This is a genomic window from Streptomyces sp. NPDC043854 (assembly GCF_056436005.1).
In genome coordinates this window covers 1-12,873 of record NZ_JBWKDK010000069.1, presented here as the reverse complement: position 1 = coordinate 12,873, position 12,873 = coordinate 1, and the positions used below count along the sequence as shown (strand labels likewise).

Annotated in this window: 12 protein-coding genes and 1 pseudogene; 4 read left to right on the top strand and 9 right to left on the bottom strand. The window is 73.9% G+C overall.

Annotation, left to right across the window (positions count from 1 at the left end; translation table 11 throughout):
- Window positions 1-177: 177 nt before the first annotated feature.
- Together AC068A_RS33735 and AC068A_RS33730 are read right to left on the bottom strand one after the other, a co-directional pair.
- Window positions 178-963, bottom strand: coding sequence for an LppU/SCO3897 family protein (locus AC068A_RS33735; protein ID WP_478590094.1), 786 nt, complete (start codon window positions 961-963; stop codon window positions 178-180).
- Window positions 964-1,025: 62 nt separating this feature from the next.
- On the bottom strand, window positions 1,026-1,463 hold the full coding sequence (locus AC068A_RS33730) for an SRPBCC family protein (RefSeq protein WP_478590093.1): 438 nt from the start codon (window positions 1,461-1,463) through the stop codon (window positions 1,026-1,028).
- Between the two features lie 155 nt (window positions 1,464-1,618).
- Between AC068A_RS33730 and AC068A_RS33725 the strand changes: the two genes are divergently transcribed.
- Entirely contained in the window at window positions 1,619-1,804 is a 186-nt protein-coding gene (locus tag AC068A_RS33725; protein ID WP_478590092.1) for a DUF5999 family protein, read from the top strand.
- A gap of 159 nt (window positions 1,805-1,963) precedes the next feature.
- Here AC068A_RS33725 and AC068A_RS33720 read toward each other — a convergent pair whose 3' ends face one another.
- Complete coding sequence (locus AC068A_RS33720) at window positions 1,964-4,063, bottom strand: ATP-binding protein (RefSeq protein WP_478590091.1); 2,100 nt, start codon at window positions 4,061-4,063, stop codon at window positions 1,964-1,966.
- Window positions 4,064-4,147: 84 nt separating this feature from the next.
- Complete coding sequence (locus AC068A_RS33715; protein WP_478590090.1) at window positions 4,148-5,107, bottom strand: fibronectin type III domain-containing protein; 960 nt, start codon at window positions 5,105-5,107, stop codon at window positions 4,148-4,150.
- Between the two features lie 276 nt (window positions 5,108-5,383).
- On the opposite strand from AC068A_RS33715, the gene AC068A_RS33710 reads away from it, so the two are divergent.
- Both AC068A_RS33710 and AC068A_RS33705 read left to right on the top strand, forming a co-directional pair.
- Window positions 5,384-5,578 carry a hypothetical protein gene (locus AC068A_RS33710; protein WP_478590089.1) on the top strand — a complete coding sequence of 65 codons (195 nt, stop codon included), beginning with the start codon at window positions 5,384-5,386 and terminating at the stop codon, window positions 5,576-5,578.
- An 85-nt stretch (window positions 5,579-5,663) separates the two neighbouring features.
- On the top strand, window positions 5,664-6,341 hold the full coding sequence (locus tag AC068A_RS33705; RefSeq protein WP_478590088.1) for a DUF2278 family protein: 678 nt from the start codon (window positions 5,664-5,666) through the stop codon (window positions 6,339-6,341).
- Between the two features lie 104 nt (window positions 6,342-6,445).
- Here AC068A_RS33705 and AC068A_RS33700 read toward each other — a convergent pair whose 3' ends face one another.
- Window positions 6,446-7,282, bottom strand: a complete 837-nt coding sequence (locus tag AC068A_RS33700) for a hypothetical protein (RefSeq protein WP_478590087.1) — start codon at window positions 7,280-7,282, stop codon at window positions 6,446-6,448.
- Window positions 7,282-8,571 (bottom strand): VWA domain-containing protein, encoded by a 1,290-nt coding sequence (locus AC068A_RS33695; protein WP_478590086.1) that lies wholly within the window; start codon window positions 8,569-8,571, stop codon window positions 7,282-7,284. Before AC068A_RS33695 ends, AC068A_RS33700 begins: the two co-directional genes overlap by 1 nt.
- Window positions 8,572-8,689: 118 nt before the next feature.
- Between AC068A_RS33695 and AC068A_RS33690 the strand changes: the two genes are divergently transcribed.
- Entirely contained in the window at window positions 8,690-8,971 is a 282-nt protein-coding gene (locus AC068A_RS33690) for a hypothetical protein (RefSeq protein ID WP_478590085.1), read from the top strand.
- Window positions 8,972-9,152: 181 nt separating this feature from the next.
- On the opposite strand, the pseudogene AC068A_RS33685 reads toward AC068A_RS33690, so the two are convergent.
- The 3 genes and pseudogenes from AC068A_RS33685 to AC068A_RS33675 all read right to left on the bottom strand — a co-directional run.
- Window positions 9,153-9,740: pseudogene (locus tag AC068A_RS33685) on the bottom strand (TetR/AcrR family transcriptional regulator); the annotation flags it as partial.
- A 119-nt stretch (window positions 9,741-9,859) separates the two neighbouring features.
- Window positions 9,860-11,968, bottom strand: coding sequence for a galactose-binding domain-containing protein (locus AC068A_RS33680; RefSeq protein ID WP_478590084.1), 2,109 nt, complete (start codon window positions 11,966-11,968; stop codon window positions 9,860-9,862).
- Window positions 11,969-12,448: 480 nt separating this feature from the next.
- Entirely contained in the window at window positions 12,449-12,715 is a 267-nt protein-coding gene (locus AC068A_RS33675) for a hypothetical protein (protein WP_478590083.1), read from the bottom strand.
- Window positions 12,716-12,873: the final 158 nt, after the last annotated feature.

The window sequence follows — 12,873 nt, the reverse complement described above, 5'->3', positions numbered from 1 at the left end:
GAAGTGGGGTGCGTTTCCGCGTCGTCCGGTGCGGTGCATCGGCGTGCTGCCGCATCGCCCTCGTACTGGACGTACTTGGGTGATGTGGCAGTGCGGCGAGGTGCCGTGCAGGGCGGCGCGGGGGCGTGCCCCACTTCCCCGAGGCCGCTTAGCCCCGGGGCACCGGCGGCCTGCTCGCTACTTGCGCAGCGGCGTCAGGCAGTGCAGCTTCGTGCCGTCGGCGCTGTACTCCGGCATGGCGAGGAAGTCCCGCGGGCCGCACCAGTCCTTGTCCGTGGGCTGCTTGCTGACGCGGTACTCGGCGTTGGGCGAGCCGCAGTCCGTGACCAGCAGCTTCTGGTTGCTCAGGTCGCCTTCGTTGCGGACGCAGCTGCCGACGATCAGGGGCGCCGGCCTGTCGTCCCCCTCCCCGGCCAGGATGCCCAGCACCACCAGGGCCGGGAGCGCGAAGGAGATCAGCACGGCCGCGGCGATCAGGAGCAGCGCCGGCGGCCGCCGCCACAGCGGCCGGCCCGGGTCGAGCGGTCGCAGGATGGCCCCCGCCGGGGGAGCCAGCCGGTAGTAGGCCGCCCGGGGACCGAGGTTCATCAGCAGCGTGACGGGGGTGATGAACAGCGACAGCGGACCCCACCAGCCCTGCCACAGGGTGTCCGACTGCATCCGCCGGTAGGTGGCGAGCCCGCAGTCGCGGCAGAGCGGGCCCTCCGTCCGCAGGAACCGCATCAGGACGAGCATCCCCTGGTGCCCGCGCACCGTACCGGGGGCGGCGGGCACCGACCCGCAGATCCGGCAGTCGTAGCCCATGGGCTGCCCCGGGTTCGGTCCGTACGGGCCCGCCGGCGGCTGCGGAACGGTGTACGGGCCCGGCTGCTGCGGCACCGCGGGCGGGCCGAAGGGGGAGCCCTGCTGCGGGCCGTACGGGGGGTACGGGCCCGCGCCGTGCTGCGGGGGCGGAGTGGCCACGGGTTTCTCCTCGGTCCGGCGGTGACGCGGGGTCGGTGATCACGGAACCCTAGCCCGGAATGTCAGGTACGCAGCAAACGGTCCAGCGCCCGCGCGAACAGCAGCCGGCCGGCCGCCGCGACCAGCGGGTCGAACGCCCGGCCCAGCCCCCGGACCCGCAGCTCCTCCCGCCACCGGACCTCCGCACCGCCCCCGGCCAGCGGGCGGACCTCGATCTCCGCCCAGCCCCGGACCGCGCGCCCGTGCTTGACCAGCCGGGCCCGTCCCGCTTCCGGCCCGGCCGGGGGCTGCCAGACCACGACCTCCATCGGGTCGTCGAACGTGATCCTGCCCACTCCCGTCCGCGCCGTGAAGCGGGTTCCGACGTGCGTGGGCGGCGCCGTTTCCATGATCGTCCGGGTGAGCGGGACCTGTGCGCCGTGCCGTTCCCAGTCCGTCAGCCGCCGCCACGCCTCCGCCGCGGGCAGACACGTACGGTGAATGATCCGGATACCGGGCATGAGCGCATGGTAACCGGGCATACACACCCTGAACCGGTCCGCCGATATGGGTTCCGTCCGAGGGCGGCGATCAGTAATACTCACGGCCACCGTGGATCGCGGAATCGACCGGGTGACCGCCGGCCCTCCCGCGCCACACAGCGAGGAGGTGCGCCATGTGCTCCCACCAGCCCCCCTGCCCGTCCGCCGACAGTCCGGACCACGACGCCGCCCGCATTGTGGCCTCCCATCCCGAACAGGGGTGGAGCCTGCTCTGCAACGGCCTGGTGGTCTTCGACGACACCGGCGAACTGCTCCCCGACGGCCGCGTGGTGGAACCCCGCCGCCCGGTCCTGGTCTGAGCGAGGAGGCCGCATGCGCCAACAGCTGATCCGCAAGCCCGTTCCCAAGCCCGCCCCCCGAGACCTGGACCTGCGCACACCGTCGGGCAGAACCCTCCCGTACTGACGGGAGCCCACGACAGCAGCAGTACAGGACGTCCGCGGCCCGCCGGCTGCCGGTCAGCCGGTGGGACCCGCCGCACCACCCCGGAAGGCGCTCTCGAAGGCCGCGTCGCCGATCGCCGCGCGGGCCTGCCGCTCGCCCTGCTCCCGCACGGCCTCCAGCGAGGGTGAACCCATCTGGGGCCGTCCCACCGTGCGCCACCAGGCGTGCCCCGTGCCCAGCAGCCGGGCCGCCAACTCACCGTCGCCCAGCGCCGCGACCGCCGCCGCGAGCAGGTCCAGGCCGAGCGCGATGCCGATGCGGTCGCCGAGCAGCCGTTTCCCCGAGAGCATGGCCCGCACGTGCCGGGACGCCTCCTCGTGACGGCCCAGCCCGAGGGCCGCGACGGCCAGCACGTAGTCCGCGTACGCGCGCAGCCACCACTCGTCCAGGTCCGCGCACGCCTCGCGCAGCCCCCGCGCCTCCTCGGCCGCCTCCTCGTACCGCTGGAGATCGCACAGGGCGTAGCAGGTCACGAGCCGGCACATCAGCAGGCCGGGACTGTCCTCCCGGCCCCCGATCCGGGCCCGTGCCCGGGAGCCCGCCAGATCCAGAGCCCGCGCCGCGTCCCCCGGCAGCAGCAGGGACACCGAGAGCAGGTGGGCGGCCCGCAGCCGCGCCTCCGGATCCGCGAGCCGGGCCGCGAGCCGGGTGCACTCCTCGCCGAGGGCCCGGGCGGTGTCCACGTCCCCTTGGAGGACGGCGGTCAGCCCGAGTGCCCACACCCCCTGGACGTACCCGGCCGCCTGCTGCGGGGCGGCCCGCAGGGCCCGTTCCAGGAAGCCCCGGCCCTCGTGCACGTGCCCGCAGGAGAACCAGAAGAACCACAGGTCCCCGGCCGTCTCCAGCGCGGCCGCCGGGTCGGTGCCGAGCAGGTGCTCCAGTGCCGTCCGCAGCTGCGGGTGCTCGGCGGTCATCCTGCGGTACCAGTCCACCTGGCGCGGGCCCATCCAGCCGCGGTCCGCGGCCCGGCTGAGCGCCGCGTACCAGTGGGCGTGCCGGTCGGCGACGGTGCGCACCTCGCCGAGCTCCGCAAGCCAGTCGTGGCCGTACTCGCGGATCGTGTCCAGCATCCGGTAGCGGGCGCCCGCGCCCCGCTCCTGCGTCCGCCGGACCACGGACTTGGCCACCAGCCCGGTCAGCACCCGCTCCACGCGGGCCGCCGACAGCGGGCCGCCCGCGCACACCGTCCGGGCCGCGGCCACGTCGAAGTCGCCCGTGAAGACGGACAGCCGGGCCCACAGCAGGCGCTCCACCGGCTCGCACAGCTGGTGGCTCCAGCCGATCGCGGTGCGCATCGTGCGGTGGCGGGGCATCAGCGTGGCCGTCCGGTAGTCCGACAAGACGTCGAACCGCGCGCCGAGGCGCTGCGCCATCTGCTCCAGCGTCCACACCCGCAGCCGGGCCCCGGCCAGTTCCAGGGCGAGCGGGATCCCGTCGAGGCGCCGACACACCTGCGCGGCCAGGGCGGCCCGGCCGGGGTCCTCGAAGACGGCCGCGGCGTCCGGGGTCGCGGCCAGGGCGGCGGCGCGGAACAGGGCGAGGGCGTCGCTGTCGGGGCCCTCGCAGGGCAGCGGGCAGACTTCCACGACCTGCTCGCAGGGGCTGGCGAGGGGTTCCCGGGAGGTGACCAGGACCGTCAGGCCCGGTGCGGACTGCAGGAGTTCGCCGACCAGGTGGCGGCACTCGGACACCATGTGCTCGCAGGTGTCGAGGACGAGGAGCAGCTCCCGGTCGGCCATCCACGCGCACAGCTCCTCGTCGAGCGGGCGCGCCGACTGGCCGGCCAGTCCGACGGCGTGGGCGACGGTCATCGTGAGCAGGGAGGGGTCGCGCAGCGGCGAGAGGTCCACCCACCACACCCCGTCGGGCCGGGCCTGTTCGGCGTCGGCGACGGCGCGCAGGGCGAGGCGGGACTTGCCGACGCCGCCCACGCCGGTGAGGGTGATCAGCCTGTGCGTGCGCAACAGGCAGTGGAGTGCGGCGAGTTCGTCCTCGCGGCTGATGAAGCCGGCCGGTTCCGGCGGCAGTCTGCCCGGTGCCTGGTTTCCCGCCGGATCGGGATCGCCGTCCGCGGAATCCGCCCGTCTGTTGTTGAACGAGTACTCTCCGAACACGGATGTATTGTGCGTGATCTTCCACACCCGGCGTGCCGTTCCGTCCGTATCGCTGTCACGTCACCGGTACAGGTGCTTCCGGTCTCACCCGGCCAGTACGATGCGCCGCTGCGCGGAGAAGGCCCCCCAATTGCCGTCCGGCAGGCGGGCACGCAGCTTCAGCTCCCAGGCCGTGCCGGGCGGTTCGGTCACGGTGAGCCGGTGCTCCGTGCGGCCGCCGGCCGCGGCGCCGGCACCGAATTGGATGACGGTGACGGGCCTTCCGTTGACGTGGAGCTCGTACTCCGTGGTCGGGCGGCCGGTGTCGGGGGCGGTCCAGGCGAGGGTGACGCTGCCGGGGGCGGCGGCGGCCGAGAAGTCCGCGGGCGCGGTGCCGGGGCCCCGGCCGGGCGCGGGCGCGGTGGCGACTTCCGCCGCCGGGCCGTCGGGGGAGGAGTTGTCCGCGCCGTCGCGGGCCCGGACGGTGAAGGTGTAGGTGGTGTCCGGCTGGAGGCCGGTGAGGGTGGTGGAGGTCTCGGCGGGGCCGGCGGTGTGGATCCGTACGCCGCCCTGGTAGACGTCGTACGCCGTCACGCCCGTGTCGTCGGAGGCGGCGGACCAGGACACCACGGCCGAACGGGGGCCGTGGACGCGGGCCGTGGTGCGGGCCGGGGCGGTGGGGGCCGTGCGGTCCTCGGCCCGGGCGGCCGGGGTGGTGGCCGCGGCTTCGGCACTGGGTGCTGAGGTGTTCCCGGCGGCGTCGCGGGCCCGGACCGTGAAGGCGTACGCGGTCTGCGGGGCGAGGCCGGCGATGTCGACCATGGTCTTGTCCGCCGGGAGTTCGCGCACCAGCCGGCCTGCCTCGAAGACCTGGTAGTTCGTGACCCCGTCGGAGGCGGGGGCCGCCTGCCACATCACGTGCACGGAGGTGGCGCTGCCGGCCTGCGCGGTGATCCCGGCGGGGGCGGCCGGCGGCGTGGTGTCGGCGGAGGTGCAGGCGGTGAGCCCGGCGGCGGCGCAGGCGGCGGCCAGGCCGAGGGCGGGCAGGGTGGCGGGGCGTCGCACGGGGCCTCCTCGGCTTCCGCTTCCTGGAGCTCCTCGTAAAGGTCTAGACATATATGGCACGCGGGCGGGCGGCCGGGCAAGCCCCGTGCGGCAGCCGCTCCCCCCGTCCTGTTCGCCCGCCGGTGCGACCGCACGACCCGCCGGGACGAGATCGTCAAGCACTGACCGGCCGTCACGGACCGTCAACACCCGTACGGCGGACACGCGTTTCGCCCGGGAGCACCCCCTCCTGCGCCACCATGACGCCGCACAAGGGGGAACAGAAGGAGGAAATAGATGGTGATCTCGCTCTCCGTGGCCGTCCTGCTCTTCGTCCTGGCATGGATCTTCATGCGCAGCGGCGGACTCAAGTTCTCGCACGCCCTCATCTGCGTCCTGCTCGGCTTCCAGCTCGCGAGCAGCAGCATGGCGGCGACCATCCACGACGGACTGGCGGCCACCGCCCAGGCGGTCTCCGGCATCGATCCGTGAACCCCGCGCGGGGCGGGCGGTGCCGGGCGGGCGACAACGACCGCACCGTCCGCGCGCGGAACCGGCGGGTGGTTCACTGGCAGGCATGCCCTTCGAGAACTACGGCGTGCTGTCGGGGACCCTGCACCGCCACTTCCGTGACCGGCCCGACGACCAGGGCCGCTGGTTCCACGTGAACCTCGAGGTCGACGCGCCCGCCGGCCGCTACAAGGTCGCCGTCGACGTGGACAGCAAGAAGTCCGCGGTCGGCGTCGAGTGGAAGGCGCTCACCCTGCACCCCTCGGTGCTGGAGCCCGTGGACGCGCCGGCCCCCGGCTACCACGACCTCGCCCGCAGCTCCGGGTCGGGGGCCATCGACTACCTGCGCCACCCGGCCCTCGCGGACCACCCGGGCTGCCTCTTCCTACCCCGCCCGCCGGCCTGGATCCAGCGGATCCGGGAGCGGATCAGCCCGGCCCGCCCGTGGACCGCGGGCAGCTACCTGGAGGCCTCGGCGGCACTGGAGCCGATCCTCGTGCCGGGCCGGCCGATCCTCGTCTTCGGCGAGCCCTTCGACACGGGGCTCGGCATGCACAACGTCCACCAGAACCAGGGCGACCCGTACGGCAGCCAGTGGTGGGAGGAGAACGGCATCTGGCAGGACGGGGCCACGATGACGCGCCGCGGAGACGGCCTCTACGACGTCTTCCTGTCCCGGTTCTCCACCCAGCCCGACGCCACCGACGACGACGGCCACCCCCTCCCGCCCCCGGGCACGGCCTGAGCGGCCAACGCCGTCCGCCCCGGGCGGCGGGCCGCGGCACGGTGCCGGTGGGCCGCCGCCCGGGGCGGGACGTGTGGGGCGGTCGGCCGTGGGCCGGCCGCGGGTCAGCCGCGGGGCGGGACGTGCGCCGGGCGGCCCCGGCCGCGGGTGAGGGAGTAGCCGAAGACGCCCGCCAGGGCGGCGAGTACGCCGCCCGCCGCGGTCCAGATCCAGCGGTCGGACCAGCGGCCGCTCGACCAGCCGCCCTCCGGCTCGCCGACGGCGGCCGGCGGCTGCTTCCCCTCCTTCTTCGCGGCCTCGACCGCCGCGGCGCGGGCCGTGATGCCGGGCACGAGCGGCTCGGCCACGGCGCCGTCCGAGGCGAACGCACCCCCGGTGTCGCTGACGTCGGCCCGCATCTCGGCCCGCACCTTCCGGCCGAGGTCCTCCTGGGCCAGGTTCACCGCGGTCAGGCGGACGTAGTAGCTGCCCGGCAGCGGGTCGTTGGCCCACGGCTCGGCGCCCGGGCGGACCGCGCGCAGCGTGCAGGACAGCTCGACCGTCGCCGCCTCCTTGGCCGCCGCCGCGGCCTGCGCGGCGTACGTGCACGGCTGCCGGCGGCGCAGGCCGTCGTACACGTCCAGCCGCCACGTCGACGCCGCGTGGCGGGATGACGCCTCGGGCAGCTTCACCGTCGCCCGGACCGTGGCCCGCTGCCCGGAGTCGAGCGGGAGCACCCAGTACAGGTAGTCACCCGTGGCGGCCTCGGCCGTGGCGACCTGGCCCGGCTTGACGGGCGTGGCCGTGCGGAAGGCCGTGCCGGCCTCCGTCGGGCCGGAGGCGGCCCCGTCCGGGCTCGCACTCGCACTCGCCGAGGGGGTGTCGGCCGCGGCCGCGCCGACCGCGGCCAGGACTCCGCCGGCGGCCAGCACCGCGGCGGTCACCATCCGTACGGTACGCATCAGTTGGTCCTCCAGACCGAGACACGCCAGCGGGAGAGCCAGCCCCACACCAGGCCCGCGACGAGACCCGCGAGCACCAGGACGCCGAGCAGCCACCAGCCGCGGCCCAGGCCGAACGAGGCCGCGTCCGCGGTGTCGTCGGGGCCGTCCACCAGGTCGACGGTCAGCTCCACCGGCATGCCCGGGGTCGTCTTGACGGAAGCGGGCGCCGAGAAGGAGTTGCTGACCTGGAGGCAGACGGTCTCCACGACCGGCTTGCCGTCACCGGCGGTGCCCTCGCCCTCGTCCCCGTCGGACTCGGCCTTCGGGTAGCGCAGCCCTGTCGAGATCACGTCGGCGCGGCCGTCGCCCGCCTCCGAGCCGCGCACGATCTCGCGGCCGTGGACGGTCGTGGCCCGCAGCAGTACGCCGTAGTCGTTGTTGACGGCGCGGTCGACGCCGATGCTCACCGAGGCGCGCAGCTCCTGGCCGGGCTTGACGTCCACCTGGTACCAGCGGTGCTCGCCGAAGGCCTCGCGGTCGGTGTACAGGCCGGCGCCCAGCTTCGGAGCGCCCTGGCACTGCTTGGCGCCCTGGGTCGCCACCGGGGTGACCACGGGGGCCGCCGCCCGGTCCACGAGCTGCTTGACGCGGCCGGAGAGTTCGGCGGTGTGCTGCACCGAGGTGTAAGTGCCGCCGGTGGCCTCGGCGATGCAGACCAGCTGGTCGCGGGTCTTGGCGTCGGGCACCAGGCCGAGCGTGTCGATGACCAGGTGGATGCCTTGGGCGGCGATGTCACGCGCCACCTCGCACGGGTCGAGCGGGGCGCAGGTGTCCTCGCCGTCCGTGATCAGCACGATCCGGCGGGTGGCGTTCCCGCCCTTGAGGTCCTCGGCCGCACCCAGCAGCGCCGGGCCGATCGGGGTCCAGCCCGTGGGGGCGAGGGTCGCCACGGCCGCCTTGGCCTCGGTCCGGTTCAGCTTGCCGACCGGGTAGAGCTGCTTGGTGTCCTTGCAGCCGAGCTGGCGGTCCTCGCCCGGGTAGGTCGCCCCGAGCGTCCGTATCCCCAGCTGCACCTCGTCCGGCGTGGCGTCCAGGACCTCGTTGAAGGCCTGCTTGGCCGCCGCCATGCGGGACGTGCCGTCGACGTCCGTCGCCCGCATCGAGCCGCTGACGTCCAGCACCAGCTCGACCTTGGGCGAATCCTTCCCCACCGGTTCGCCGGCCGCCGCGCTCGCCGGGAACAGCCCGACCGCGAGCGTGGCCAGCAGGCCGCATGCCCCGGCCGCCACCCATTTTCTTGTGATCATCGCCGGATCGTATTGAGGATCGTGCGGCAATCCAAACCGTCCGCTGCGGGCCGCAACGCCCGCGATTACCCTGGAGCAGGGGGTGGTGTGCCAGTGTGCCCGGCCCGGAGGCGACCCCATGAGACGACGCCATCACTTCCACATCGACCATGCCGGGCATTCCGTCAGCGCGACCATCGAGACCGGCCTCCGGGTGGAGGTGGAGGTCCTCGTCGACGGCAAGGAGACCGGCCACGCCACCACCCACGGTGACCGGCCCGTCTTCGTCCACGTGGAGCTGCCGACCGTACCGCCGACACCGGTGACCGTCCGCGCCACACCGGGTCCCGGCGTCCCCCGCTGCGTCCTGGAGGCGCCCGATGCCGCCCAGCCGCTGGTGATGTCACCCCGGCCGTACTGAACGGCACGCGCGGGCCGGGTGGCCGGGGTGCCGCCGCCCACCGCCTGTTTCCGGAGCGCGTACTGGCGCGCCCCGCCCGTCAGCCGACCGGGGCCTGCACCGCCTCCACCGCCTCCACCGGCCCCACCGGCCCCACCGGATCCTCCGCCGCCTCCTCCGCCGTCTCCACCGGCTCGCCGGTCCGGACCAGCCCGGCGACGTGCTCGGTGACCATGTCGAGGATCGCCGCCGCGGCGCGGTCGTCGCCGAGGACCAGGAAGTTCAGGGTGAGTCCGTCCGTCACGGCGGCCAGGTAGCGGGCCAGCACGGGGACCGGGACGCGCAGCTCGACGCCCGGCCCGCCGCTGACCTGCTCGATCAGGTCCGCGTACGTGGTGCAGTACAGCTCGTGCTGGCGCCGCGCCAGGTGCTCGAACCCGGGCTGGCGCAGGGCGTACTGGGTGAGCTCGTACGTGAGCATGTGCTCGGCGGGGCCGGCGCGGACGTGGTCCCAGTAGGCCCGGAAGCCGGCCCGTACCGTCTCGTGGAGGGTGGCGCGCGGCCGGATCGCCTCCTTCACCACCTCAAGGCAGTGGTCGGTGATCGTCTCGATGACCGACTCCAGCAGCGCCTGCTTGGAGTCGAAGCAGTAGTGGAAGACGCTCAGCGACACGCCCGCCTCGGCGGCGATGGAGCGGGTCGTCGTCCGGGCGACGCCGTCGCGGGCCATCGCGCGGATCGCGGCCTCGGTCAGCTGTCGGCGCCGCTCGGCCAACGGCATCCGTGGCATGGGTGTTCCGCTTCCTTCCGTAGGACGGTGTGCGCGGGTACGCGGGCGGCCGGGGCCGGTCGGATCGGTGGGGGATCCGGCCGGTCCCGGCCCGGGGGAGCGGTGCCTCTGCGGCGCCGTCAGCTGCTGAAGACACCGACCTCGTAGAGGGAGTAGCCCCACTGGGTGCCGCGGCCGAGGCCGTGGATCCGTACGTAGCGGGCCGGCACCCCGGAGAACTGCGCGGTGTCCAGGCCGCCGTCCCCGGTGGTCGTGGACCACACCGTCTGCCAGTTCGCATCGTCGGAGGACACCTCGATGCGGTACGACCGGCCGTACGCCCGCTCCCAGTCGAGGGTGACCCGCTTGACGAGCTGCGGCGAGCCGAGGTCGATGCGCAGCCACTGGCCGTCGCTCCAGCCGCTCGCCCAGCGCGACCCGCGGTTGCCGTCCACGGCCCGGCCGGCCGCGTAGCTGACGAACGGGTTCCACTCGGTGGAGCTGGCCGAGGCGGCCGCGCCCGCGGCGAGGTTCACCCCGGCCTTGTGCTTCTCGGACGCCCCCCAGGTGCGCAGGTAGGACTCGGCGCCCTGGAAGAGGTCGTCCACCACCTCCTGGCCGCCGACGTTCCGGATGTCCTCGATCCAGTCGGGGACCATGCCGTAGTGCGCGGCGCCGTCGGTGTTGAAGTCCCAGGTGCGCTGCCCGGTGGTCTGGCGGTCGATGACCGAGCCGCCGTCGGTGCTGCGGTACGGGTAGCGGACCGGGTTCGGGGCGTCGGCCCCGCGGGGGCCCGGCCAGCCGCCGACGCCGTTCATGTCGGTGCCGAAGCCGTAGCCCACGCCGTACTTGTCGCGCAGCGCGGCATTGCGCTTCGCCTCCGCGCTGAAGCCCTCGGCGCCGCCCATGTAGGCGGTGGCGAAGCCGCCGAGCTTGTAGAGGCGCTCGAGCCAGCCCTGGTCCATCCAGCTGTGGGAGGAGATCACGCCCGGGTACGACTCGGATTCCAGGACGTCCAGGGCGCGGCCGGCGGCCTTGACGCTCATGTGGTCGATCTCGAGCATCATCTTGCGCTTCATCATCCCGCGCAGGGCGTACTCCCCGAGCTCGGTGAGCCCGCGGGTGTTGCACCGCGCGTCGGCGGCGTACGAGGGCATCGCCACACCCGCCGGGAGCTCCTTCTGCGCGGCGGGAGCCGCGGCCAGCCCGATCGGGTTGTCGTGCTGCGGGCCGGTGCACTGCTCGGTCTTCCAGAAGGTGCCCGTGGAGAGGAACTGGCCCACGTTGATCGCGGTGCCGAGGGCGCCCTCGTCGAAGCGCACCCCGCACAGCGCGTTGTCGAACTTGTGGCACAGGAACATGCTGCGCACGCCGATCCGGTGCAGCTCGTCCAGGCCGCGGTCGATGTCCTCCCGGCTGCACTGGGCGATGTCCAGGATCTGCTTGCAGCCGAACGGCTCGGAGGTCTCCACGCCGAGGATCACGGCCAGCTTGCCCTGCTGGATGACGTCGCGGGCCTGCGCGGAGTCGGTGACGATCCGGAACCAGCCCTTTCCGGGGCCGCCGTACATCTTGTCGATGTAGGCCTGCATGTCGTACGTCTTCTGGGCCTCCAGGCGGATGGCGGTCATCTCGTCGCAGCCGCGGTCCTTGAAGAAGTAGACCGAGCAGATCACCCCGTTGGTGACGAGGTCGTTGACGAGGACCCGCTGGCCGCCGCGCCAGGCCCGCTCGATCCAGGCGTAGTAGTTCTGCTGGTGGGTCAGCGAGTCGTGGGCGGGCCAGTCCTTGAATGTGGGCCAGCCGTTGGGGTCGTGCTTGCCGTCGCCGCCCTTGGTGATGAAGTCGAAGATTGCGAGGGTGCCGTCTGGGTAGTGCTCGGGGCAGTCCTTGAGCGCGTCGGCGATGCCCTGCTCCGAGAACGGCTTGCCGCAGATGAGGCGGCCGCCGAAGCCCTCGTTCGACATGATGTGGTCGTGGGCGTCGACGAATCCGCGCACCCGGCCCTGGGCGTCGGTGCCCTTGAAGGGCTCGCCCGTCACGTTGATCTGGGAGTCCGGGCCGGGCCGGGACGTCGGGACCCACCAGCCGGTCTCGGCCGGCGCGCCAGCGCCGGCGGCGGGTTCGGCGGCGGGTTCGGCCGAGGCGCCGGGCACCGGGCCGAGGGCCACGGCCAGCAGGCCCGCGAGGACTAATACGAGGACAGCCCATGGTCGGCTGCGGCCGGTCGGTCGTCGGGTCATGGTCATCACCACTCACGTCATCGGGAGGCGGAGGGCGCGGTCGAGGACCGCAGACCGCCCGAGGCCGGTTTGGTGTCATGTCCCGCGCGAATTTGCGACGAGGATGGCCACTGCCGCCGGCAGAGTCAAGAGTCCGGGACAACCGACCTGATGGTGAATCAGGTCCCGCCGCCCCCCGCCGGGCCTGCGGAGACTCCGGGGGCGGGCACCGAGGTCCAACCGCAGCGGCAGGGGCTGCACCCCGGGCGGCCGCTGCCCGGACCGCCCGGGGCGAGAGGGCCGTGGGCGGATCACAGCTTCAGCGGGGCCACCCTCGTCCTCCCGGCCCTGGTCGGGATCGGCGCGGTCATCCGCGAACCGGACCTCGTACCGCCGCTCGCCCAGCCCCGACCCCCGCGCCCGGACGCTTCGTGCCCCTGCTCCTCGGGGCGGCGGTCCTGCTCGTGCTCACCGGGTACGCCGCCCACTGGTGGTGACCGCCCGGCCTTACGCCGCCTCCCACTGGAAGGGGCCCTCGCGCCGGTCCGGGCTGAGGCAGGAGTGGCCGCCGCCGTGCGCGAAGTTGAGGAAGTACGGCCCGCCGTTACTGCCGCCCAGCCGGAAGAAGAACCGCCACGGCGCCGCGCCGCCGACGCGGAGGTCCGGGTACGCGAGGCACCCCCCGAGGTGGTCGCGGACGGGCAGCACTCCGTCCGGAGGGGCGAAGTGCAGGCGCAGCAGCGCGGACTTCTCCGAAGCCAGACCCTTGGTCAAGAAGGACCGCCAGTGGTGTCGGCAGGCAGCCTGCCGACACGTCACGGCGCAGGCCGTTCGGTCCTAAGCGGCCTCGGGGAAGTGGGGCACGCCCCCGCGCCGCCCGGCACGGCACCTCGCCGCACTGCCACATCACCCAAGTACGTCCAGTACGAGGG